This window comes from Lysinibacillus sp. FSL M8-0355, from assembly GCF_038008985.1.
GTDB classification, from domain to species: Bacteria; Bacillota; Bacilli; order Bacillales_A; family Planococcaceae; genus Lysinibacillus; species Lysinibacillus fusiformis_D.
Genome location: NZ_JBBPAI010000001.1, coordinates 557070 through 583070, shown reverse-complemented (window position 1 = coordinate 583070; position 26001 = coordinate 557070). Strand labels below are relative to the sequence as shown.

At 37.7% G+C, this 26001-nt stretch carries 25 protein-coding genes; 1 reads left to right on the top strand and 24 read right to left on the bottom strand.

The genetic code is table 11. The features are described from left to right. Positions 1-63: 63 nt before the first annotated feature. The 24 genes from rpiB to MKY46_RS02660 all read right to left on the bottom strand — a co-directional run bounded on the left by rpiB (position 64) and on the right by MKY46_RS02660 (position 25301). Positions 64-501, bottom strand: coding sequence for a ribose 5-phosphate isomerase B (gene rpiB, locus MKY46_RS02775; protein WP_036123645.1), 438 nt, complete (start codon positions 499-501; stop codon positions 64-66). A 357-nt stretch (positions 502-858) separates the two neighbouring features. Beyond that, on the bottom strand, positions 859-2142 hold the full coding sequence (locus MKY46_RS02770) for a methyl-accepting chemotaxis protein (protein ID WP_058843798.1): 1284 nt from the start codon (positions 2140-2142) through the stop codon (positions 859-861). Between the two features lie 8 nt (positions 2143-2150). Then, positions 2151-2591, bottom strand: coding sequence for a low molecular weight protein arginine phosphatase (locus MKY46_RS02765; protein ID WP_089933002.1), 441 nt, complete (start codon positions 2589-2591; stop codon positions 2151-2153). Positions 2592-2613: 22 nt separating this feature from the next. Further along, positions 2614-3111, bottom strand: coding sequence for a manganese efflux pump MntP (locus tag MKY46_RS02760; protein WP_036123667.1), 498 nt, complete (start codon positions 3109-3111; stop codon positions 2614-2616). A 172-nt stretch (positions 3112-3283) separates the two neighbouring features. After that, the gene (locus MKY46_RS02755) at positions 3284-4318 is read right to left on the bottom strand and encodes an L-threonylcarbamoyladenylate synthase (RefSeq protein ID WP_340835623.1); all 1035 of its coding nucleotides are present in this window, start codon (positions 4316-4318) and stop codon (positions 3284-3286) included. 101 nt (positions 4319-4419) lie between these two features. Then, positions 4420-5010, bottom strand: a complete 591-nt coding sequence (locus MKY46_RS02750) for a stage II sporulation protein R (RefSeq protein WP_036123670.1) — start codon at positions 5008-5010, stop codon at positions 4420-4422. A gap of 44 nt (positions 5011-5054) precedes the next feature. Further along, positions 5055-5915 (bottom strand): peptide chain release factor N(5)-glutamine methyltransferase, encoded by an 861-nt coding sequence (gene prmC / locus MKY46_RS02745; RefSeq protein WP_036123672.1) that lies wholly within the window; start codon positions 5913-5915, stop codon positions 5055-5057. Continuing rightward, on the bottom strand, positions 5902-6978 hold the full coding sequence (prfA, locus tag MKY46_RS02740) for a peptide chain release factor 1 (RefSeq protein WP_036123674.1): 1077 nt from the start codon (positions 6976-6978) through the stop codon (positions 5902-5904). The genes prmC and prfA overlap by 14 nt, the downstream gene beginning before the upstream one ends. Positions 6979-7130: 152 nt before the next feature. Further along, positions 7131-7703, bottom strand: a complete 573-nt coding sequence (locus MKY46_RS02735) for a thymidine kinase (protein WP_036123677.1) — start codon at positions 7701-7703, stop codon at positions 7131-7133. Positions 7704-7819: 116 nt separating this feature from the next. Beyond that, positions 7820-8023, bottom strand: a complete 204-nt coding sequence (gene rpmE / locus MKY46_RS02730; protein ID WP_004269457.1) for a 50S ribosomal protein L31 — start codon at positions 8021-8023, stop codon at positions 7820-7822. 199 nt (positions 8024-8222) lie between these two features. Continuing rightward, entirely contained in the window at positions 8223-9272 is a 1050-nt protein-coding gene (locus tag MKY46_RS02725) for an NAD(P)/FAD-dependent oxidoreductase (RefSeq protein ID WP_340833714.1), read from the bottom strand. Positions 9273-9394: 122 nt separating this feature from the next. Beyond that, positions 9395-10429 carry a FecCD family ABC transporter permease gene (locus MKY46_RS02720; RefSeq protein WP_249645821.1) on the bottom strand — a complete coding sequence of 345 codons (1035 nt, stop codon included), beginning with the start codon at positions 10427-10429 and terminating at the stop codon, positions 9395-9397. Further along, positions 10426-11478 (bottom strand): FecCD family ABC transporter permease, encoded by a 1053-nt coding sequence (locus tag MKY46_RS02715; protein WP_340833713.1) that lies wholly within the window; start codon positions 11476-11478, stop codon positions 10426-10428. Before MKY46_RS02715 ends, MKY46_RS02720 begins: the two co-directional genes overlap by 4 nt. A gap of 33 nt (positions 11479-11511) precedes the next feature. Then, positions 11512-12306: an ABC transporter ATP-binding protein gene (locus tag MKY46_RS02710; RefSeq protein ID WP_036123689.1), complete on the bottom strand. Its 795-nt coding sequence runs from the start codon at positions 12304-12306 to the stop codon at positions 11512-11514. A gap of 38 nt (positions 12307-12344) precedes the next feature. Next, positions 12345-14069, bottom strand: coding sequence for an ABC transporter ATP-binding protein (locus tag MKY46_RS02705; protein WP_036123690.1), 1725 nt, complete (start codon positions 14067-14069; stop codon positions 12345-12347). 87 nt (positions 14070-14156) lie between these two features. Continuing rightward, positions 14157-16058: an AraC family transcriptional regulator gene (locus tag MKY46_RS02700; RefSeq protein ID WP_340833712.1), complete on the bottom strand. Its 1902-nt coding sequence runs from the start codon at positions 16056-16058 to the stop codon at positions 14157-14159. Between the two features lie 348 nt (positions 16059-16406). Continuing rightward, on the bottom strand, positions 16407-17219 hold the full coding sequence (locus tag MKY46_RS02695) for a hypothetical protein (protein ID WP_330493597.1): 813 nt from the start codon (positions 17217-17219) through the stop codon (positions 16407-16409). A gap of 14 nt (positions 17220-17233) precedes the next feature. Continuing rightward, the gene (locus MKY46_RS02690; protein ID WP_036121417.1) at positions 17234-18616 is read right to left on the bottom strand and encodes a TcaA 3rd/4th domain-containing protein; all 1383 of its coding nucleotides are present in this window, start codon (positions 18614-18616) and stop codon (positions 17234-17236) included. A 272-nt stretch (positions 18617-18888) separates the two neighbouring features. Beyond that, complete coding sequence (gene rho, locus MKY46_RS02685) at positions 18889-20172, bottom strand: transcription termination factor Rho (RefSeq protein ID WP_036121419.1); 1284 nt, start codon at positions 20170-20172, stop codon at positions 18889-18891. A 226-nt stretch (positions 20173-20398) separates the two neighbouring features. Continuing rightward, positions 20399-21355 carry a class II fructose-bisphosphatase gene (glpX, locus tag MKY46_RS02680; protein ID WP_036121428.1) on the bottom strand — a complete coding sequence of 319 codons (957 nt, stop codon included), beginning with the start codon at positions 21353-21355 and terminating at the stop codon, positions 20399-20401. A gap of 94 nt (positions 21356-21449) precedes the next feature. After that, positions 21450-22736: a UDP-N-acetylglucosamine 1-carboxyvinyltransferase gene (locus tag MKY46_RS02675; RefSeq protein WP_036121421.1), complete on the bottom strand. Its 1287-nt coding sequence runs from the start codon at positions 22734-22736 to the stop codon at positions 21450-21452. Positions 22737-22799: 63 nt separating this feature from the next. Further along, positions 22800-23450 (bottom strand): fructose-6-phosphate aldolase, encoded by a 651-nt coding sequence (fsa, locus tag MKY46_RS02670; protein WP_340833711.1) that lies wholly within the window; start codon positions 23448-23450, stop codon positions 22800-22802. A 150-nt stretch (positions 23451-23600) separates the two neighbouring features. Further along, complete coding sequence (locus MKY46_RS02665) at positions 23601-24455, bottom strand: class II fructose-bisphosphate aldolase (RefSeq protein WP_036121426.1); 855 nt, start codon at positions 24453-24455, stop codon at positions 23601-23603. 486 nt (positions 24456-24941) lie between these two features. Beyond that, a complete protein-coding gene (locus MKY46_RS02660) occupies positions 24942-25301 on the bottom strand; it encodes a response regulator (RefSeq protein WP_036121440.1) in 360 nt (119 codons plus the stop codon). A gap of 155 nt (positions 25302-25456) precedes the next feature. Between MKY46_RS02660 and MKY46_RS02655 the strand changes: the two genes are divergently transcribed. Then, on the top strand, positions 25457-25987 hold the full coding sequence (locus MKY46_RS02655; protein WP_036121442.1) for a DUF2529 family protein: 531 nt from the start codon (positions 25457-25459) through the stop codon (positions 25985-25987). Positions 25988-26001: the final 14 nt, after the last annotated feature.

The window sequence follows — 26001 nt, the reverse complement described above, 5'->3', positions numbered from 1 at the left end:
TCCATTAAAATCATGCCATATAGGACATCCTTGACGAATGCCATATATGGAATCATGAAACAATTATTGCTCTAGCTCAGCAATTTTTTCTATGCGGCGTGTATGACGACCACCTTCAAACTCTGTTTCTAGCCAAGTTTGGACGATTTCACGTGCAAGGCCTGGACCAATGACACGTTCACCCATGGCTATAATATTTGAGTCATTATGGCAACGTGTTGCCTTGGCACTGAATACATCATGCACTAATGCACAACGAATGCCCTTCACCTTATTAGCAGCAATGGACATACCAATTCCTGTGCCACAAATTAAAATACCTTTATCAAATTCTCCATTAGCAACACCTTCAGAAACAGGTTTTGCATAATCAGGATAGTCTACTGAATCCGCAGATTGTGGACCAAAATCTTCGTAGCTAATATGAAGTTCATCTAATAGCTGCATAATCTCACGACGTAAGTTGTTGCCTCCGTGATCAGAAGAAATTGCTATTCTCACTGGGTTCCCTCTTTTCGAATTATAGTCACCCTTAGTGTACCACTTCTTTCTGAAGAATAACATGATTTTTCTTGTTTTTTTATGCTGATTTCTCCTGAAAGACGAACATTTATTGTATATTAACATAAAAATATTCACTTTTAAACCCGTTTTTCTGTGGATAATGTGAATATCATGTTAATAAGTTCGGATAAAGGTCCTTTGTTGTAATATTCCATCTTCTGAAGTTTTTTTAGCTTTTCACTTACGATGGACATAAATACTTTGACAGAGTGTGATCTTAAGATGGACGCTCTCTAATAAAAAAGGCTATACATAAATCCGATTTTACGTCGCATTTATGTATAGCCTTTAGAACTATGCTTGTCTATCAAATTGTTGAATCATCTTATGCAATGCTTCCGATTGCTTTTTCAAACTTTGAGCCAAATGCTCTACCTGCTCGATAGCATAAGCTTGCTCCTCAGCGGCGCTACGAACTTCCTGTGCACCTGCTGACGTTTCTTCAGCAATGGCTGCAACTTCTTGTGATTGGCGAGCTGTCGTTTCAATATTATGCATTTGCTGTTCAATTAACGAGGAAATTTCAACAATTGCTGTTGCCATTTCATGTACGTTGGAAGCCATACCTTCAACGGCTGTCGTTGTTTCAGAAACGCGATCAGCTTCCTTCGTCGCAAATGCTACTTGTTCATTCATTTGTTTAACAACCACCTCTACATTTTGCTGCATGGACTGAATTAAAGCTGTAATACCTTGGACAGCTTTCGCACTTTCATCAGCCAAACCGCGAACTTCCTCAGCTACCACTGCGAAGCCCTTTCCATGCTCTCCTGCTCGTGCTGCTTCAATCGAGGCATTTAATGCCAGTAAATTTGTTTGTGCCGCAATGTCACCGACTAAGCTAATAATCCGTTCTACTTGGCCAGCATTTTCTTCAAGTGCATGAATACTTTTTAGTGCCTCATTATTACCTGTAGCAATTTGCTGAATACTATTCACTAATATTTCGATGGCCTTTGTTGTTGTCGATAAATTATGTAGAATCTCTTTTGATTGTGATGCTGATGCTTCTGCTCTACTATTTACTTCTGTTGCAAGAGCTCGCACATCTTCAATAGCTTCGGCAGTGTCTTGTACAGCTGTTGCAGATGCTTCTGCTCCTGCAGATATATGCTTCACAGTAGAGGCAATTCCTTCTGCCTTTCTAGTTGCCACTCCCGCCTCATCAGATAGCTGAATAATTGATTGATTTGTTTGCTGAAAGTTTTGATCGATACTTTCCACCATTTGACGCAGATTTAACACCATTTGTTGGAACGCCTCAGCAACGGATCGAATTTCATCATTTGTTTTAGGCATTTGCACATCCTGTCCAATTTTCCCCTCAGCTACAAGGATTGCTGAATGTTCGAGCTGCTGTAAAGGTTTGATTAAGATCACGCTTAACAACGCCGCTAATATACCTGACCATATAATACCTAATGCGTAGGTAATTACCTCAAAAACCATTCGATTCGTGTCTGGGAAGAAAGTAGGTTGTAAAAACTCAATGAATATAAAACTGACACTGTAGGTGATAAGCGCAAGTACACTAACAAATAATACCAATTTAAGCCGTAAACCAAATTGTTTTTTCATAGGGCCCCTCAATTCTTTTCAAGTTTTTGTATTAATTGATCAACTAATTCCTTTAATTCTGCAAATGTTGCTTCATATATTGCTTTATTGCCACCATAAGGATCTACTACATTTTCCAGACTGCCCTCATTTGTATATTCTTTCAAGGTAAATACTTTATGTTCAGCTTCTGGATAATTTGAAATCACGGCGTCTTTGTGAGCAGTCGTCATCGTTAAAATTAAGTCTGCCCATGCCATTTCTGTCATTGATAATTGCGTTGCAAAATGCTGATGTGACATTTGCGCTTCATTTAACACTAGTTGTGCATGTGCTGACATTTGTGCATTTGGCATGGCATAAATACCTGCTGAGCGCACCTCTACATTGTTGATTTGTTTATGTTTTAAAATAACTTCTGCCATCGGACTGCGACAAGTATTGCCTGTACAAACAAATAATATTTTCACACTTATCACTCTCCAATTTCATTTATTGTTGAATAGCTAGAATGCTCATGATAATAAATATAACGCCAGCAGCTATTTGAATTTTATTGCCAAAAAATACTTGGCTTCTACGGGCAATGACTAATGAACCATAAGCGCAAATTAGAGCGCTCAAGCCTGCACTCATGATAAAAATAGTTTTTTCTAAGTTAAGCATACCAAAAGAAACACTAACTGAAAAGGTATCTAGGCTTGCAGTCACAGCCAAAATTACAGGTGATATTGTTACTTTTTCATCTCGATGAGAGAATAATAGTAAATGCATACCAATACAAAATAATAAAATACTTGAAATCCATTGTCCCCATTCTAATAGAAATCGAACTAAATAGCTTCCTAGCTCAAAGCCTAACAACGGGAAAAGCATATGCAATGCTGCTGTCCATAATGACAAAAATAAGCGATATCTAACATTTGGCAGTAAGACATATAGACCAATCACATCAACAGACGTTAGTATACCTGCAAGAATTCCCTGCAAGAACGCACTCCTTCTCTCCCTAATATTTTATCATTTTATGCTCGAAAATACATTATTATCATAATTGTCCACAATAGTTTTTCTTTTATATTTTGTAATGATAAACAAAAAGGACAAAAGACATGATTTATATCAATGTCTTTTGTCGCTAATGTACCTGAACTATATTCATTTATAATGAATACCATTTGCCTCCAGAGGCCTTTTCAAGTCTATTCATGATAGCTGCTCCTACACCTTCTGTTGAGGTTGTTGTTGCTAATATAATGGTAGCGGCGGTTTTATCACATGCTCTAAGTGCATTGTATAAGTTCGCACCCATTTCTTGTTTACTTCCAGCTTCACCAATTGAGAAGTAAAAATCAGCTTTGATATCTTCAAAATTCACTGGTGCAAGCAATGCTACTACATGTCCTTCTCGCTGCATTCGCTGAACAGCCTCGCTGACTTTCTCATAATGACAATCTATTAAATACACAGGAGCATTTGGAGCATAATGTGTATATTTCATGCCTGGTGCTTTAGGCGTTGTTTCTAGCTTCTGCTCTATATTGGTTGGTTGAATAACGGGACCTATCTTCGCCTCAAGCATTTCCTTTGTAATGCCACCTGGACGTAAAATTACTGGAGGTTCATGTGTCACATCTAACACAGTAGATTCGAGCCCAATGCCTGTAGAACCTCCATCCAAAATATAAGGTATGTATCCTCCCAAATCATCTAATACATGGACTGCCTCTGTAGGGCTTGGTTTACCGCTACGATTGGCACTTGGTGCAGCAAGCGGTTTTTGAAGCTGCTGTAGCAATGCGAGTGCTACTGGATGATTCGGCATTCGAATGCCCACTGTTGATAACCCAGCTGTGACACTTTGTGCTAAAACATTTGGCTTTGCTGGCATTACAAGCGTTAAGGGGCCGGGCCAAAAGAAATCCATGCACTGTTTGGCTACTTCAGAAATTTGATCGATATAAATGGCTACTTCCTCTTTTGTCCCCACATGGACAATTAAAGGATTATCTGAAGGTCGGCCTTTTGCTTCAAATATCTTTTTCACTGCCAAATCATTTGTGGCCACTGCTCCTAAGCCATAAACCGTTTCTGTCGGAAATGCTACTACCTCTCCCGCATTTAAGATATCCACAGTTTGTGTATAATTAATCTGACTATTCACATTACTGTCCACAACCTTGCAAACGGTTTCCATCATTAAAACCTACCTTCAATTATTGGTTTTTACTGAATTATCCACATAATGTTTATAACTTACGAAAAAATGTGTATAAGTTGTCTGAATTTGTGCACAATTCATTCAAAAAGTCCTTTAATCCATTCCCATATAAAGAATGTTACTTGCTCTTTTTCTTCTTTTACTTCTTCTTTTACTTCTTCTTTTTCAGGCTCACAAATAGATGGAAAGATACTGCACCACCAGTTATCCCCACGTGCATCACCAATCTTCACAACAATCGAGTGGTACACATTTTGTGGATAGAGTACAGCACCTTGTCTTTTTGGTGGAAATAAGTTATCCCCAATGACAATCTGTGTATCCATCTGTGGATAATTTTCGCTCAATTCTGTTTCAATTTGTTGTTTTAGCGAAAGAATTTGCTCACTCCCTACATTGCCAGCAGTGGCTACTTGCATAAAGTATGGCTTTAATTCTTGGACAAGCTGCTCTTTCTCTAGCTGATCTTGTGTCGTATTACTGTTCGCAATAACACGTATACGAAAATCGTTTTCTTGCTCATCATTGGTAGCTTCCTTGGCAAAGCCTACTAATGATGGAATATATAAAATACATAATTGTAAAGCAATCGCGATTAATACTAGTCTAGCAAAAGCTAGAAAGATATTTTGTTTAGGTAATCTAATAATCTTGTATTCATTTAACATATAAATCCCTCCTTGCTCAACATTGTTGGCAAGATTAAGAAACTTTATACATGAATCTCACAAAAAATCATTCGAGGCTTACCGTTAATATCTTTTTCTATTGAAACTGTCGCATGTGGAAAACTATCTTGAAAGAATTTGGCTACTTGCTCACCTTGTGTATAACCGATTTCTAACCCAATCAATGCTGGTTTATTCATATAGGCTGGTAGTTGCTCAGCTAATTTTCTATACAAAATCAGACCATCTTCCTCAGCAAATAGTGCACTATGTGGCTCATGCTCTAGTACAACATTCGACATTTCCTGTGCCTCATCAAAGGCAATATACGGTGGGTTTGATAAGACAACATCCAATTTTTCTCCTGCAAGTGGCGCTGTTAAATCGCCCAACCTAAAATCAATATCAGCCTCTAATCGTTGAGCATTTTTTTGCGCCGTCGCTAGTGCATCCTGTGATAAATCAGTGGCTATAACAGTTAGCGCTGGACATTCCAGTTTCATCGAAATAGCAATAGCTCCACTGCCTGTACCGATATCAGCCAACTTCAGGGTTTGTTGTGGAAATAGTTTAGGCAGGCGATTGATTGTACCAAGTACTAGCTCCTCTGTTTCTGGCCGAGGAATTAAGACAGATTCATCGACTAGGAAGGAGCGGCCATAAAATTCTTCACTTCCAACACAATATTGTACAGGGCGGCCATTGACATGTTCTTCTATGAGCGCTTTAAATTTCACTTGCTGTGCTGCTGTTAATTCATCCTGTAAGTGCAACATAACTTCTGAATAACTTGTACCAAGTACATGTTGCATGACGATACGTGCTGCTGTTTGCTCACGACCATTATCTACTAAAAAAGAAGAAGCCCACTCTAGGGCCTCCATCACATTTTTATAAGTCATCATTTAATCGCTCTAACTTCGATGCTTGTTCTTCTAAAATAAGGGCATCGATAATCTCGCCTAGTCTTCCTTCGACGATTTGATCTAGCTTTTGAATCGTTAAACCGATACGGTGATCTGTTACACGGTTTTGTGGATAATTGTATGTGCGAATTCGCTCGGAGCGATCGCCTGAGCCTACAGCAGATTTACGTGTAGCATCAATTTCTTTTTGTGCTTCTTGCATATACATATCAGCAACACGAGCACGTAGAATTTTCATGGCTTTTTCACGATTTTTAATTTGTGAGCGTTCATCCTGCATCGAAACCACAACACCTGTTGGTAAATGGGTCATACGAACAGCAGACATCGTTGTATTTACAGATTGACCACCAGCACCTGAAGAGGCAAATGTATCTACACGAATATCCTTTTCATGGATTTCAACATCTACTTCCTCCACTTCAGGTAAACACGCAACTGTTGCCGTCGATGTATGAATACGACCTTGAGATTCGGTAGCAGGGACACGTTGTACGCGGTGTGCACCATTTTCGAATTTGAATTTTGAATAGGCTCCTTGTCCGTTAATCATAAAGATTACTTCTTTATAGCCGCCCATTGGGTTTGGTGTAGCTTCCATAATATCAATTTTCCAGCCTTGTGTTTCCGCATAGCGAGAGTACATACGGAATAAATCACCCGCAAAAATATTGGCCTCGTCACCACCAGCTGCTCCACGAATTTCCATGATAACGTTTTTATTATCATTAGGATCTTTAGGAATTAATAAAATGCGTAAACGTTCTTCTAGCTCTTCCTGCTGTGCTTTTAATAGGTTAAATTCTTCCTTTACCATCTCATGCATATCAGGATCTTTTTCACTATCTAACATTTCACGAGTATCTACTATCTGCTCTTTAACACTTTTATATTCACGATAAGTATCCACTGTTTCTTGGATATCTGATTGTTCCTTAGAATATTCACGTAATTTCTTACTATCATTCACAATATCCGGATCGCTCAAAAGCTCTGTTAGCCTTTCATAACGATCCTCCACTGCTTGTAATCGATCAAACATGGATTTCACCTCTATTTAGTTTTTTAAGGTATGCTCCTTTTTGACAAAGAAGCTTTCATTCAGTAATTACAATGTTTATTTCCACTACTTAGTATAAGAAAAATTTCGCATGTATGCTACTTTTTCTTAGCGTATCCACCTGTCTATTGGCTTTAAAGTGGTGGCTGTGCGTGACATTTTCGACAAACCGGATAATACGAGTCATTACCACCAATTTGAATTTGATCACCTGTGTAGACTGGCTTTCCACTTTCATCTACTCGTAAATTCATTGTTGCTTTTTTATGACAGAACCAGCAAATTGTTTTCATTTCCTCGATTTTATCTGCATATGTAAGCATGTATTGGCTACCTTCAAATAGCTCATTTTGAAAATCATTTTTTAAGCCAAAGCCCATCACCGGGATGTCCAATTTATCCACAATGTTAGCAAGTTGTAAAACATGTGCTTTTTTTAAAAATTGAACTTCATCCACAAGCACACAGTATGGCTTGACAGTATTGGATTCCACTAGTTCAAAAATATTTGTATCCTCATAAACAGGGATGGCTTGTTGGCGTAAACCTACTCGACTGGAAACAAAGCCAACCTCATCACGTGTATCTAAACCTGAAGTAAACATCATCACAGGCTTTTGTTGTTCTTCATAATTATGGGCAACTTTTAGAATTTCTATTGATTTTCCACTATTCATTGCACCATGTTTAAAATATAGCTGTGCCATTCTGTCTTCTCCCTTTCTCTATGTCAATGTGGATTTTGAAAGGTATTGCATCAACGTGTATTATTTACTGAAAAAAATACCTGCCAAGCGCATGCTTGGCAGGTATTAAACTAACATTAGTTTTTAAGACCGTATTTTTTGTTGAAACGATCCACGCGACCATCAGCAGACGCGAATTTTTGACGGCCAGTGTAGAATGGGTGACATTCGTTGCAGAACTCGACAACGATGTTTTCTTTTACTGAACCAGTTTTGAAAGTGTTCCCACAAGAGCAAGTTACTGTTGCTTCTTTGTAGTCTGGATGAATTCCTTGTTTCATATTCGTTTTCTCCTCTCGCCCTGAACCATCTGGAACAGAGTATTATCGAACTGTACCTTACATAGCCCGAATATGTCGACTACAAAATTTGCGTCGAAAGGGTCAGCTACATATGTACACGTTGCATACTTTTGAAGTATAGCATAGTCATTTTATTATTTTCAAGTAAAAAATATTAAAAACGAACCTTCCATCTTTCTTATCCACGAACTTCGCGATAATCATTGTCTACTAACCCAATTTGCTCGTTTCGTTCTTTGAAGCGAATATTATGTGATGACACATAGGCTACTTTCGGTGCATCTGGCTCCAAATATAGCTTGGCACTATTTAATGCTAGTATTCCATCCGCAAATGCACCTGCTATTAATCTTACTTTACTAGGATGATCAATAAAATCACCCGCTCCATAGACACCTTCAATGTTCGTTTCACGCTTCTCATTGACAATCGCTACTTCATCTTGGATATTTAATCCCCATTCTTCAAGTGCACCATAATCACATTTCAAACCATGGTTGACAATGACAGCATCTACCGCTACTCGTTCACTTTCACCTGTCTCTTTATTGACTATAGACACATACTGAATCAAATCACCGTCACCATGCAATTGAACAACCTCATATGGCGTTTTTACACGAACTGAGGATTCTTTCATGCGCAAGACATTTTTTTCATGGCCGCCAAAATCATCTCGGCGATGAACGACTGTAACACTTGCAGCAATTGGCTCTAGCTCATTTGCCCAATCAACTGCAGAATTACCACCACCTGAAATTAACACATGCTTGTGTCGGAAAATCTCTAGTTCCTGTACTGTATAATGTAAATTTGTTACTTCAAATCGGTCTGCTCCTTCTATTTCAAGCTTTTGCATAGAAAGAACACCATACCCCACTGCTAAAATAACTGTTTTCGAAAAATGCTTCTCACCTGTAGAAGATGTCAACATAAATGTTCCATCCTGTTGCTTTTCTAATTTTTCCACCTTTTGATTTAAAACAATTGTAGGATCGAATGTTTTAGCTTGCTCAACAAGTTGTTTAATCAGCTGTCCCCCTAAAATAGGTGTTACTCCGCCGACATCCCAAATCATTTTTTCAGGATAAATTAACATACGACCGCCAAGCTGTGAGCTGTATTCAATAATTTTCGTTTTTAAATCTCGCATCCCACTATAAAAGGCAGTATAAAGCCCAGCTGGACCACCACCAACAATCGTTACATCATATAGTTCTTCTGACATTTCCGTTCTCCATCCCCTTCTGTCTCGATTCGATCATACAGTTTTGAGGTTGTGTTAAGCTACTGCCTGTCTATTCTTTCCGACGAGGATCATACTATTCACACACCATCCACAAACTATAGTTACTCTTTCAATCGCGCCAATAAATATAAGAAATAAGGTGCTCCTAAAACAGCAACCACAATCCCCGCTGGAATTTCTGAAGGCTCTAATATAGAACGACCGATTGTATCTGCCATCAACACTAAAAATCCTCCTAACAGAGCTGCAGTTGGCAGTAAAAACTGATGTTTAGCGCCAACAAGTTGTCGAGCTAAATGTGGTGCAACAAGACCCACGAAACCAATGCCTCCACTTACAGAAACACTAGCTCCAGCTAAACCAACAGCAGCAGCCAATAACCAACGGCGCTCTTTTTCAATAGAGGCACCTAGCCCTACAGCTGTTAATTCGCCTAGATTTAGTACGTTTAATACCCGTGATTTTGCATAAACAAAAGGCAATAAGATAATTAACCATGGTAACAGCGACAGCACAAATCGCCAATTCGAGCCCCAAATGCTACCTGCTAGCCATGTCGCTACAAATTGATAATTTTCTGGTGATAGGCGTAGTGTTAGCACAATCATAGCTGAGCTAATCCCTGCTGCTACAGCTACCCCTGTTAAAATTAAACGCATTGGTGTAATACCTTCATGTCGTCTATAAGAAAGTGAATAAATCAGAACAGCTGTCAAACCTGCCCCTACAAAAGCCAGTACTGGCAGTAAATAAACAGGTGCTGCTTTCGTAGTTGGGAAAAATGATACATAGAGCATGACAGCAAGTCCTGCCCCAGCATTAATCCCTAAGATTCCTGGGTCCGCTAAAGCATTTTTGGAAATGCCCTGTAAAATAGCGCCTGAAACCGCTAAGCCCATACCTACTAACACAGCAATCACAATTCTAGGAAGTCTGAACTCAAATAATATAAGTTGCTGTTGTGCATCACCTTGACCAAAAAGTGTGCGCAGAACTTCCATTGGCGTCAGTTTAATAACGCCAGTATTCATACTAATAACAAAGGTAATAATGATTAACACAATGAGTGTAACGAGGATGGAGAAATTTTTTCTTTTCGCCTTAAGCTGACTCGGTGTTAAATAGCTGTTACTCATAGTTCTTTCCCTCCTTTACGTGCTAAATAAAGGAAGAATGGTACACCGATAAAGGCAATTAGTGCGCCAATCGGTGTTTCATAAGGTGGATTGATAATACGTGCCACTAAATCAGCTAACACAACAAGCAATGCCCCATATACTATAGAACAAGAGATAATCCAGCGATAATCATGTCCAACTATGTATCTCGTTAAATGAGGGATAATTAACCCTACAAAACCAACCGCACCGACAACAGACACAGCTGCACCTGCTAAAACTAAAACAATGATCATTCCCCATACTTTTACAACTGCTGTACGTTGCCCAAGTCCAACTGCAATTTCCTCACCTAAGCTCAGTACAGTGATTGAACGTGATAGGATAAGCGCTCCTATCATCGCAATAAAGATCCATGGGGATAATATTTGTAGATGACTCCATTTTGTACCTGAAACACCGCCAGCATACCAAAATGCTAGGTCTTGTCCAATACGATAATAAAGTGCAATCCCTTCTCCTAACGCTCCAAGCAATGCACTAACAGCTGCACCTGCTAGAACTAGCCGCATCGGTGTTAAGCCACCTTTTGACAGTGAGCCAATACCATAAACAATGGCTACGCCAAGACCTGCGCCTACAAAGGACCATAAAATTAAATACATGTAAGGCAGACCAGGGAAGAAGGCAAAGCACAATGCTAACATAAAGGCCGCTCCAGAGTTCAGACCAAGTAGCCCCGAGTCTGCTAATGGGTTACGTGTCATCCCCTGCATAATAGCACCCGCTACTGCAAAGCTTGCACCTACTAATGCTGCTCCAAGTACTCGAGGTAAGCGAATATCATGGATAATTTGATGTGTTGTTAATTCCGGTGAAAAATGGGTAACTGCTGTCCAAACAGTACCCAATGAAATATCTGCTGCTCCAAAAGAAATCGATAAGCCAATGGCAAATATTAATCCAATTACTCCTACGATTAAAGCCACTACTCCACGGATCGGATGAGATCGTTTCTGTAGCTCATCTAAATCGTTGAGCTCTCCTACTCCTGTCGACGTAGTCATTTTACTTCCTCCTCATAACTTTCAATTAAACTTTTATTCCTTCATGTCGTACAACTGATAAGATAGGCAGATTGGATTTTTACTATATGGACAAACAGCCATTTCTGCATCGATATTAAATACTTTTTGTAGATTTTCCTTTGTCATCACTTCTTTTGGACTACCGTTCACCATTAAATCGCCGTCTCGCATAGCCATTATAAAGTGGGAGAATCGTGACGCATGATTTAAATCATGCAAGACCATGATAATTGTTCGTCCTTCTTCCTTATTTAGTTTTTGCAGTAGCAATAATATATCTAGCTGGTGCGCTAAATCTAAATAAGTTGTTGGTTCATCCAGTACTAAAATATCCGTGCCTTGCGCCAATGCCATAGCAATCCATACTCTCTGACGCTGGCCACCTGATAATGCTTCAATTGGTCGATCACTAAATTCTCTTAGCCCCGTTACATCAATCGCCCAGTGGATATATTCGTAGTCTTCCTTTTGCAAGGAACCAAACCCAACTTGGTGGGGAAAGCGACCATATGATACCAACTCAAAAACCGTTAATCCTCCTGGTGCTGTTGCTGTTTGAGGTAAAATAGCCATTCTTTTGGCTACATCTTTCGTTTTTAATTGGTGTATCGCCTTGCCATCTAAATAGACAGCTCCATTTTGTGTTCGTAATACACGGGCAACAGCCTTTAATAAAGTAGACTTGCCACAACCATTTGGGCCGATGATTGTGGAGATTTGCCCTTTAGGAATCTCCACACTTAAATCGTTGACGATGAGCGCTGAAGAATAACCAATCGCAACATGATCTATTTCGAGTACTGACATCTTTAACTTCCTTTCATTTTTGAGAATGCTTTCCACTCTTACATTTGTAAACCAAATTGAGCTGTATACAAGCCATAGTAAGCATTTTGGCGTTCCATTAATTGCTCGTGTGTACCTTCTTCAATGATGCCCTTTTTCGACACAACGACAATTCTGTCTGCATCCTTAATTGTTGCTAATCGGTGAGCAATCACTAATGTAGTACGTCCAATGGAAAGTTCATTTAATGCCTGTTGGATAGCTTGTTCAGTTTCTGTATCCAATGCAGATGTTGCTTCATCTAGTATTAAGATTTTTGGGTTTTTCAAGAAAATACGGGCAATGGATAATCTTTGCTTTTGACCACCTGATAATTTCACACCACGCTCACCAATTAATGTATCCATACCTTCAGGTAGAGCATTGATGACATCCGTCAGTTGCGCTCGTTGTGCTGCATACCAAATATCTTCTTCACTGGCATTTAAATCACCATAGGCAATATTTTCACGAATGGTACCATCGAATAAAAAGACATCCTGCTGGACAATCCCAATATGCGAACGTAAGGAATGCAGTTTAAAATCGCGTATATCCATACCATCAATACTAATGGATCCTTCATTGACTTCATAAAAACGTGGCAATAAACTACAGATTGTTGATTTCCCTGCACCAGATGGACCTACCAAGGCAACGGTTTCGCCAGGATTTACTTTTAAATTAATATGATGTAGGGCACGGTTATTGGCAGCATAGCCAAACGATACATCGGAGAAAGTAATTTCGCCATTAATTTCATCAACCATTTTTGCCTCTGGACGATCCGCAATTTCAGGTTCCGTTTCTAAAAATTCGATATAGCGTCTAAATCCTGCCATACCTTTCGGATAGCTTTCTATAAACATATTAATTTTGTTAATTGGGCCTAAAAGAATACCTGATAGTAAAATAAATGCGATAAAATCTCCATTTGTTATATGTCCATTTAAAACAAAATACGCTCCTACAAATAAAGTAAAGAGTGATAATACTTTAGTGAGTATGCCTGAAATAGCCTCATTCCAAGCCATTACTTTATAGGAGAACAGCTTTGTCATACGGAATCGTTCATTATTTACTTTAAAGCGTTTAATCTCATGATCTTCATTTGTGAAAGCCTGTACCACACGAATACCACTTACATTATTTTCAACTCGCGCATTGAAATCTGCGATATCTCCGAACATTTGACGGAATGCTTTGGACATTAACTTCCCAAAAATAATCGTTAAAATTAAAATGATCGGTACAAGTAAGAAAATAAGAATTGTAAAGGTTGGATCAATATAGTACATAACCCCAAACGTCCCAATAATCGTCATTGCCGCAATAAAAATATCCTCTGGACCATGGTGAGCAAGTTCACCAATATCCATTAAATCGTTCGTTAATCGAGAAACAAGATGCCCTGTTTTATTGTTATCAAAATATCGGAAAGATAGTTTTTGCACATGGCTAAAGGATTCCTTCCTCATATCTGTTTCAATATTAATCCCTAGCATATGCCCCCAGTACGATACGATAAAGTGAAGAATAGAATTGAAAATATATAGACCAAACAGCAATAAACTTGCCATAAGAATCCATTTTAATTCCCCATCTGGCAGAATATCATCAATTACTTTATTTAAAACAAGTGGAAATGCCAGCTCGATTAGTGCCACTAATATCGCACAGCTAAAATCTAAAATGAATAAACCTTTATAGGGTTTATAATATGAAAAAAAGCGCCTTAATAACATGTTGCAACCTCCTATGGTAATGTCATTTTCGTATCTAATAAATGAGCTATCTGATTCTACATACAGATAGCTCACATGTTTTCACAGTTATTGTTGCTGAGCCTTCGTAAAATCAACTATTTTGTCAGCTAATTCTTCAGCTTGGTGTAAGCCAGAAAGCGGATCAGAAGCAAAATAATATTCAGATGGAAGCTCTAATACTTGATTATTTTTAACGACATCTAAATTTGTCCACGTTGCTGGCAACTGGCCATCTTTGTTAAAGAAATTAATCATGAAGTTATAGTCACCTACATAATCACCTACTACTTCATAGGAAATCTCATAACGTCCATTACTTGCTTCCTTTGTATCAAAAATCTCCTGCACCTTTTCTTGAGGTTTCATGCCCAAAATTTGATAGAGTGCTCTACCGCCTGATACACTTGATTGCCCTACAATCGTTGCATTTTTTTCAAACATTTCATAAATAGTAAATGTGGATCCTTCTGGAATCACATCCATGATTTTTTCCTTAGCTTTTGCTATACGGTCTTCAAATTCTTTTGTAAATTTTTCAGCCTCTGCTTGTCTTCCTAAGTAATTTCCCATTGCCTCAATCTCCTCCATTGCTGATTGATGAGCATCTTCAGCGAAGACAATTGTCGGGGCAATTTTTTCATATTTCGCTACATCTTCCACATTCCAAGTAATAATCAGGTCTGGCTTTAACTCTAAAACTTTTTCTAATGATACCTTGCCATCTGTACCAATATTCGTAATTTCCCCATCCTTATAGTGTTGCTTTAAGAAAGCTGCATAATCAAGGTTTGCCGTTACGCCTCCAACTGGTACAACATCTAACGCTAAAATTTGCCCAAGATACCAATCGGTTACGACTCTCTCCGCCTTCACTGGAATTTCAACTTCGCGTCCACTATCATCTGTTACGGTTCTAGTCACTGCCGTATCAGACAAAGTTTGTTTGTCAACCTTAGATTGGCTCGTATCTTCATTACATGCTGCCAGTAAAACAATCAGGCTTAATAAAAAAGGTAGCTTTATATGCTGAATCATCTTTCTCATCATGATTTCATTTTCTCCATTCTCAAATCGTTTTGCTTGCGCGAGCTGATTATTATTGTATTGAAAATGATTCTCATTTGTAATGGCAATTTCGGACATACTAGCTGTATATTTCAGCCTAAAGCTACTTGGAGCCATATTTGTTGCTTTTTTAAAAGCACGACTAAAATAATATTCATCTTCAAAACCAAGAGAAATGGCAATTTCTTTAATGCCATATTGATTGGTTAATAAATACTGCTTAGCTTGCTCTATTCTCAATTGCTGTAAATAAATTTGTGGACCTATTTCATAACGCGCTTTAAAGATGCGTAATAAATGCCGTGTACTAATCTGAAGCATATCTGCTAATGTCTGTATAGATAGTGGTTGATGAATGTGTTGCTTAATAAACAATCGTGCAGCTTCTGCCTTATCCATCTCATGTGGTTTACCTTGCCCTTCCGCTAATTCTCGAAAGACATGATAGACAAGCTCATAGAAGGAGGCCCTTACAGATAAATGCTCCTGAATGGAACCAGATTGCCATTTACTGTACATATCTTGAAGGATACTGTGAATGACGATCGGATTAGCGGGTACACATGAAAAATGTGTTTGAAATGGTTGATAATGCATGTGCAAATGTTGCATAAAAGCATCTTTGTACATGACATCCCCCTTATAGCTAATGAGAAAGTAGCTAACACTCTGTTGTGCTGTAATCTGAAGGCATTGAGATTTTCCTATATGAAAAATACTGAAGCGCTGCACGTGATAGGGTTGATCATCAATGACAACCTGTGCACCACCTCCTGTGACAATAAGAAACGAGCTATATGTTAAAACCTTTGACACATGAACATCTGATTTATTTATGTAATCGATTTGCTTCAACTGGATAAATGCATTTTGCCAAAGAAGCATATAAGCGTCATAATTCATCTTCGTCTCCTTCAATAAACATACTTTATAGCCTCATTATATTGATAATGATTATCAATTTCAATATACATTTATAAAATAAAACATATACAAAAATACCTGCCAAGCGCGAACTTGGCAGGTATTAAACAAACAATTGTTTTTAAAGCCTCTTTTTATTCAAAGGATCATCCAGACGCCAAATTTTAATGTCTAATATGAATGAGGGTCCTTCGTTGCAGAACAAGACAACAATACTAGAAGGTTGCTTCTTTTTGATAAAATAACTTGTCCACGTGTTAGTGCCATATGGATACGTATTTGTGAACTGTCTTCTCTTCAATAATTTTCTTTGAAGCTATTAATTTCTTATATTAAAAAACTTAAATAGTCCCCTATTGTTGAGTCAATAATAAAAGAGAAGATAATTGAAGTTAAGATAGCTGTTACAACTAGATAAAAAATAAAACTATAGAAATTATCAATAATTTTAGATGTATTACTCAATAATTTAACCATAACAAAAATAGGTATGATCCCGATAGCTAACACAAATCCAATATATAACATAATCATGGAATATGTATAAGATTTCAACAAGCCAAATAAAATACTTAAAATCGTAACTGCAATAGGAAGAGCGTAGTAACTTCCTATTTTACTAATCACATTTGTAAAACTGAGGTTTTCAGAAAATAATTTTGAAGTTAAGAATATGGCTAATACGTTTATCGCCATTAGTAAAATTAGAAATAATGACACATATAGAATCACTTGAATTATAGAAGGTCCATAACTTTCGAAAAGCCCAAACGTTCGTGAAGTGAAACTTTTTATTAATAAAAATACAGATAAAGCCGTAATTAAAACATAGATAATCATACTAGTAAGATTATTTTTCCAAGCTATTTCTACATTAAAACCTGCAGATGGTTTTTTTAATTGTTCTAGAAAATGATTAAAGTATAATTTAGATTGTTTTTTTAATAATTCAATTTGATCACTACTGTGCGAAGTTTCCTGAACAGCCTGTCCGGCTTGTGGCTGCGGCTGATTTTGATAATCCGTCATATTATTTATTGTTGCTGCTTGTTCAAGAGCAGCGCTTTCTAGTGGAGTCCCGCATTTCCCACAGAATTTTCCATCCTCCTGCGAATGTCCACATGTTAAACAATTTTTCATCTACACATACCTCACTATAATTTTGTCTTTTTCGTATCTAAATCCACAATTTCATCAATAAAGTATTTTCCATTTTCAAATGAGAAAATATATTTCTTTTTACGTTCATAGTTAATAGAACCTTCTTTATCTGAAGAATAATTAAAAGTTTCATATGACTGTAACTCAAATTGTTTATCTGATAATGTATTAAATGATATTATTTCATTTAACAAAAATTCATAGTTATAGCCAGGAATATTATCATGATCCGTTACAAATTTCGCATAATCTTTTTTTATTTTACTTCCTTCTCTGAAATAATCACCTATGTAATCAAAATTTGTGTATCGAATAGCAGAGGAATAGTCTGAGCGGAAATTTTTATAAATATCCCTTATGATATCTTCATGTTCTGCTAATTTTTGTTCCGTTCGAATATGTTCAAATGGTAAATAAATAGTATCACTATCTAGTGGCAATACATCTGACTTTACCGTTTTACCATCCTTATCTTGACTTTGTGCATAAACTTCTATTTTACTATTTAGTTTCGCAGGATAAAGCTCTCTTAATTCACTTACTTTTTTTTCAGTCGATTTTCCATTTACATATAAAATCGCATCCTCTAAATCGGAGTCTACAGATACTGTTTGGAAACCCCAGTCTACATCAATTTGTGCAATATTGTCTGCTTGTGCTTCAAGCATTAGTTTTCCTTCGTCTGCTAAAGGTATATAACCACCTTCATAACTATAAGACCAAGCATACTCTCCTGGAATATAGTGACCAAATCCTACATTTTCCTCATCACTCTTACTGACAATTTCCTTATCCCCAAACTGTAAAGTCATATTTTTAAAAGGTGCATAAATAAACACTTCAGTCGGAATAATGATGAATTCAACCCTGTCATACAACCCAAATAAAATAGGTTTACTATGTACAGAAATAAATTCACCCCCATTGTATATAATATCTGGATTTTCATTATTCATAATACGTTCTACTTCATATGTAAGTTGATTTCTCAAATTTGTCCAACCGTACTCTTTAACAATCGCATAAAAATTTTGAGCATCTGCTACAGTGCCCTCTTTAACTTCAAACTCTTGAAAGAAAGCATCTTTATCTTGATTATTATACGCATCATTCATCGCACTAATCTGCTTAGTTGGCTCATAAATGCTACTTAAAACGAAATGTGTAATAGCAAGAACTAATAGTAGGACACTTGAGATAGAAAATATCCATTTCTGTTTTTTAGTCATTTTTTTACGATGCTTCTTTTGAGCACTTAGTTTTGGTTCAATTTTCATAGATGTTTTATCTTGTACATCGCTAAGACTATTACCACAATTTGTACAATACAATACTTCTTCACTATTTTTTTCACCACAACTTATGCAAAATCTCATTAAAAATCACCATTCCTTATGTATAATAACATAATTATACAATACATTTATGGTAAATTGTAGTTTTTTAATTCAAATTTCATAGTTTCTATTTTGATACATTTAGTTTCTAGCTCCCTTTATCAGTAAAATAGTATTAGGAAAATGATTATACAATCATACAATATTTTCCTTTTTATATTACAAAAAATCACCATCAACTAATTTTAGTTAATGGTGATTCTTTTCTGAAGATTATAATCAGCAATATGAAGAGCTAACTAAATTTTAAGTTAAAGTAGCCCCTTACCTTTTGTGGCTTTTTTCATATCTTCGTTCAATTTCTCAAAAAATTCTTCATTTGATTTTGTCGTGCGCAGTTTTTTCAGGAAGCGCTCTGCAAAATCAGGCGCATCTGAAAATGTTTTACGGATCGCCCATAGTTTTTCAAGCTGTTCTGGCTCAAGAAGAAGCTCTTCTTTACGTGTACCTGAGCGGCGAATATCAAGCGCAGGGAAAATACGGCGCTCCGCCAACTGACGGTCTAGATGAAGCTCTAAGTTACCTGTACCTTTAAATTCTTCATAGATGACTTCATCCATACGAGAGCCTGTATCGACTAAAGCTGTTGCTAAAATTGTTAAGCTACCGCCTTCTTCAATATTACGAGCTGAACCAAAGAAACGTTTTGGTCTATGGAAAGCAGCAGGATCAATACCACCTGAAAGTGTACGTCCACTTGGCGGAATGACTAAGTTAAAAGCACGTGCTAAACGCGTGATAGAGTCCATTAAAATGATAACATCACGCTTATGTTCAACTAAACGGCGTGCACGTTCTAATACAATTTCTGCCACTTTCACGTGATTCTCTGGTACTTCATCAAATGTTGAGCTGACAACATCTGCATTTACAGAACGTTCAATATCTGTCACTTCCTCAGGACGTTCATCAATCAGCAAGACAATTAATTCAGCTTCTGGATGATTGGTTGTAATAGCGTTTGCAATTTCTTTTAATAAAGATGTTTTCCCTGCCTTTGGTGGTGCAACGATTAAACCACGCTGACCAAAACCTACAGGAGCCACTAAATCCATTATACGTGTTGATAAATTGCGCTGTGTTGTTTCAAGCTTAATTTGTCGATCAGGATATAAAGGTGTTAATGCAGGGAAATGCACACGTTCCTTTGCTACTTCAGGATCTTCGCCATTGACAGCATCTACTTGTAAAAGGCCGTAATAGCGTTCATTTTCCTTCGGTGGTCGCACCTTCCCAGACACCTTGTCCCCATTACGTAGGTCAAAGCGACGGATTTGAGATGCAGAAATATAAATATCTTCTTTACTTGGTGAGTAGTTTATTGGTCGTAGGAAGCCAAAGCCCTCTTGCGAAACAATTTCTAATACGCCTTCCATAAAGAAATAGCCCTCTTGCTCTGAACGCGTTTTCAAAATAGCAAATATTAATTCTTTTTTCGTTAGCTTGCTATAATATGAAATTTTATATTGGCGTGCGAGGGCGTAAAGCTCTTTTAACGTCATGTTTTCTAATTGAGCGATTGTCAATGTAGACATATGCACAACTCCAGTCTTTTTCAAAATATAATACAATTATTGGGGTTATCATTGAAGTTTTCGATAGGCTCTGTTAATGCTTATATGGTAGCCTGAGTTTAATAATAACTACTGATACACTTTCTACCATACAACTAAACATTGCCTTAAAATATGGGATGGTTAATTTAAGAAGAAGGTACCTAGCACAATAGATGTACTAGGTATATTTTAGAAGAAAATATCATTAATATCTAGGTTTTTTCTCAAGAGCGTGACGGCCTTCTACAAAGCGAACCGTACCGGATTTAGCTCGCATAACTACTGAGTGTGTTAGGGCATAAGCACCTTTATATTGAACACCCTTTAAAAGCTCGCAATCTGTTACAGCAGTTGCTGCAAAAATAGCATCATCGCCTTTTACTAGGTCATCTAAATAAAGCACTTTCTCAACATCTACACCCATTTTTGTGCAGCGTTCTAATTGCTCTTCATCCTCTGGTACTAGTTTTGCTTGGAAGTCCCCACCAAGGCATTTTAAGGCCACTGCCGAAATAACACCCTCTGGAGCGCCACCTGTTCCAAACATAATATCAATACCCGTTTCATCAAAAGCGGTATTGATTGCTGCGCCAACATCGCCATCTTGGATAAATTTAATACGTGCGCCAGCTTCACGAATTTCATCAACAATTGCTTGATGGCGAGGTCGATCTAAAAGAGTAGCAACTACATCAGAAATATCTTTATTTTTAGCCTTTGCTACTTGTAATAAGTTATAAGTGACAGAAGCATTTATATCCACTTTACCAGCCGCTTCTGGCCCTACAGCAATTTTCTCCATGTACATGTCTGGTGCATTTAACAAATTGCCTTTATCTGCGATAGCAAGTACTGTCATGGCACCGTTCGTACCTTTTGCCACAATATTTGTACCTTCTAAAGGATCCACTGCGATATCTACTTTTGGACCACCATTTCGTAAACCAAGTTCTTCACCAATATAAAGCATTGGTGCTTCATCCATTTCACCTTCACCAATTACTACTGTAGCATGCATTGGAATTGTATCGAACATTTTGCGCATCGCTGTTGTTGCTGCATCATCTGCTTCAATTTTCAAACCGCGTCCCATCCATTTCCCGGATGCGATTGCTGCTGCTTCTGTTACTCGTACTACTTCCATCGATAAACTACGTTCCATTGTTGCTTTGCCTCCCGTTATCGGCATCTTTTTATGCCAAAACATTCAAATTACCTCTATTGTAACATAATTGGCTGAAAACTTTTAGCTCTCATTATTCCTTTGTCTCAGCTACACGTGCCATGATTGTTTCACGTCGAATATCAGCGCCTAAATCACGTAATTTCTCAATAAGTGAGCTATAGCCACGTTCGATATGATAGATATCTTGAACCTCTGTTTCGCCTTCAGCTAAGAGACCAGCTAAAACTAAAGCTGCACCCGCGCGAAGATCTGTAGCTGTTACCGTTGAGCCATGTAATTTACTCGGCCCTTTAATAATAGCTGTATTTCCTTCTACACGAGCATCTGCATTCATACGACGAAGCTCATCAATATGTTTAAATCGAGCTGTATAAATAGTATCTGTTACTTTAGAAGAACCGAATGCCTGTGACATTAACACCGCAAGTGGCTGCTGAATGTCCGTTGGGAATCCAGGGTATACCAGCGTTTTAACATCCACTGCCTGTAATGTCGAGAGATCTGTTTTTGGTACATAAATACTTTCTTCACCAATTTCGATTTTCACACCCATTTCACGAAGCTTTGCGATAATCGCTTCTAAATGCAGTGGAATAACGTTATCAATGGTAATACCATCACCAACTGCTGCAGCCATTATCAAAAATGTAGATGCTTCAATGCGATCTGGTATAATCGTATGCTCGGTACCATGTAGCTCTTCTACACCTTCAATACGGATGACACTTGTACCTGCACCTTTAATATTGGCCCCCATATTCGTCAGAAGTGTCGCTACATCGATGATTTCAGGTTCCTTTGCGGCATTTTCAATGACAGTCCGTCCCTTTGCAAGCACTGCTGCTAACATAATATTAATCGTTGCCCCAACACTTGCTACATCTAAATAAATTTTTGCCCCAATCAATTCATCTGCACGTAAATAGATGGCTCCATGTTCATTGGTAATTTTAGCTCCCAATGCCTCAAAGCCTTTTATATGTTGGTCAATTGGTCGTGGTCCTAAAAAGCAGCCTCCAGGTAACCCTATGACTGCCTTCTTAAAACGTCCAAGCATAGCACCCATTAAATAATAAGAAGCGCGTAACTTTTTCACGTTGCCATTTGGTAAAGGCAATGCAATCATATCTGTAGGATCAATTGTCATTGTGCCATCCTCAAATGAAACTTCTCCACCAATTTCCTCTAATAAAGCCTTTAACGTCCAAGCATCTGAAATTTCGGGTATCCCCCCAATAGTCACTGGAGAGTTCGCCAAAATTGATGCAGGAATTAAGGCGACTGCACTATTTTTTGCACCACTAACTTTAATTGTACCTCGTAGACGATTTTCGCCAGTAATTTTATAAACATCCATTTTGCGTTCTCCCTCATGATTGGAAAGTAGTATTTTTTGCAATTGGCTCACTTTATAATCTTATTATTCGCCTTTTCTCGTATTCCAATCCGTTAAAAATCCTTCAATTCCTTTTTCCGTTAATGGATGGTTGAAAAGTTGCTTTAATACTTTAAACGGTGTAGTTGAAATATGTGCGCCAGCTAAAGCTGCTGCTGTAACATGCTGAGGATGACGAACAGAAGCAGCAATAATTTGCGTATCGATATTATGAATGGTAAAAATATCTGCTATTGTTTCAATTAGCTCGACACCATTTTGACCAATGTCATCTAAACGGCCGATAAATGGTGATACGTATGTAGCACCTGCACGCGCAGCCATTAATGCTTGGTTCGCACTAAAGATTAATGTCACGTTTGTTTTAATACCTTTGTTTGCAAAGAAACGACATGCCTCTAATCCAGCTGGTGTCATTGGTAACTTTACTGTTATGTTTGGAGCAATCGCAGCTAATTCCAAACCTTCTTTAATCATACCTTCCGCATCAAGTGCAATAACTTCTCCGCTTACAGAGCCATCAACAAGCTCAGCTATTTCACGAAGACGATCATGGAAAGAAACATTCTCTTCTTTAGCCACTAATGATGGGTTTGTTGTAACCCCTGATAAAATACCCCATGCATGTGCCTCTTTAATCTCTTCAAAGTTTGCTGTATCAATGAAATATTTCATTTTTATTTCCTCCTGATCATTTTTCTTATATTATTAAATATTTTCCAAAATTTCATTATTTCAAAAACAAGAGAAGGTCGATTGAAAGCATCAACACTTCTCTTAGTATGTGTATTTAACTATGCTTTTGTAACATATTAAATGCAAAAATTATGCTTTTTGTGCACTACCAAATTCACGAATTTTACCAATAACCGTTGCCTTAATGGCTTCACGTGCTGGACCAAGGAATTTACGTGGATCGTAAACAACTTTGTCGTTGTCTAGAATTTCACGGATTACTTTTGTTGCTTCAATTTGATTTTCAGTATTGACGTTGATTTTAGCTGTACCTAATGAAATGGAACGTTGAATATCCTTTGTTGGGATACCTGTACCACCATGTAAGACAAGTGGAAGATCCGCTAATTTAGAGATTTCTTCCATTTCTTTAAAGCCTAAGTTTGGCTCTCCTTTGTAAGGACCATGTACAGAGCCAAGTGCTGGTGCTAAGCAATCGATGTCTGTCAGTTCAACCATTTTGCGGCATTCTTCTGGATTAGCATAAATAATACCACCGATTACGCCATCTTCATCTCCACCAACTGTTCCTAATTCTGCTTCCACAGAAACGCCTTTAGCATGTGCGTATTCTACTACTTCTGAAGTAATTTTTACATTTTCCTCAAATGAGTGATGTGATGCATCAATCATCACTGAAGTAAAGCCTGCATCAATTGCCTCTTTACATTTTGCAAAGCTAGAACCATGGTCAAGATGAATCGCTACAGGAACTGTAATACCGTAAGATTCCATTAAACCTTTTACCATATGAACAACGGAAATAAATCCGCCCATATATTTACCTGCACCTTCAGAAACACCAAGAATCACTGGAGATTTTTCTTCTTCAGCTGCTTGTAAAATTGCTTGAGTCCATTCAAGGTTATTAATGTTGAATTGACCAACCGCATAACCTTCTGCTTTTGCTTTAATTAACATCTCTTTCATAGATACTAATGCCATACTAAAAATCCTCCTCATAGGACTATTCTTTACATAAACATGCCCCTCAATCATAGCAAAAATAATAGCCCCTGAAAAGCAGGGGCTATTATTTTCTACACGATAGCGCAGTGTAACGTAGCGACAGTGTCTGCCGTAGTGGAGTGCAACTCAACGAAGGCTTGCACCTGAAAAGCAGGGGCTCTTATTTTCTACACGATAGCGCAGTGTAACGTTGCGACAGTGTCTGCCGTTGTGGAGTGCAACTCAACGAAGGCTTGCACCTGAAATGCAGGGGCTCTTATTTTCTACACGATAGCCGCAGTATAACGTAGCGACAGTGTCTGCCGTTGTGGAGTGTAACTCAACAGAGGCTTGCACCTGAAATGCAGAGGCTCTTATTTTCTACACGACAGCATAGTGCAACACACTGAAATTGAAGGCAATACCCTGTCGCTTCTTTCAAAATAAACATAAAAAACAGACCGTGTGTCCACTGTCTGTTTTTTACACCTGTAAAGCCTTATTTACTTCATCTCGCACCTCAAAAATATCAAATGGTTTTGTAAAGTAACGAATAGCTCCTAATTCTAAAGCTTCTTGCACTACATCCAATTCGCCATATGCTGTCATCATAAATACAGGTAACTTCGGAAATTTTTCTTTTAAGCGTTTCAAGATTTCAATACCGTCCATCCCTGGAATCTTCATATCCAGTAAAACACAATCCATCTGTTGCTCATCTGCATATTTTAATGCCTCTGAACCATTAGCCGCTAAATATGTAAGATAACCTTCCTTTTTCAACACTTCATTTAAAAGTAAACGAATTCCCTGCTGATCATCGACAATTAGTAATCGTTTCACATTTCATTCCGCCCTTTTTTAGTTTTATTCTTACACAAAAACTTTCTTTATTATGTATAATTCTCCTTTTTCAGCTTAATACCTTCTAGTATTATAAATTATCTGCTTTTGCTTTCTACCTTTTCCGCCCCTATAATATGGTTAGAGGTGGGAACATGTCAAAAATTCTAACAACACAATTAAGTGGATTATTACAAAGAATAACACAAAATGAAGAGGAGGCTATTGAGGAAACAGCAAGACTCCTTGCACAAGCAGCCATTGGAGAAGGTCATGTGTATTTCGCTTGCTTTGGTGAAATGCAAGTTATTGAATCCAATGCATCTCAAGCAGTTGAACCATTTAGCAAATTAGCTCCTTGGACTTCGAGTACAAGCTTAACTGAAGCTGATCGTGTTTGCATTTTTACACGCAGTGCGCACGATGAGGAGGCACTGGCTTTAGCTCAAGACTTAAATAAACGGTTTATTCCTTTCGCTGCTGTTGCGAGTGAAGTAGCGAATACGGAAAATCCTCTTGCAGATTTGGCCTATACGTATGTTTCTACACGCGTTAAAGGTGGTTTATTGCCTAATGATTTAGGGCAAAGAATCGTTGTACCACATGCAATTGCTGGACTTTTTGTATATGAAGCTGTGAAAATTGCTTATGATGAAATGCTTGGTATTGATGAAGAAGAACTATAAACATTCATTTAAAA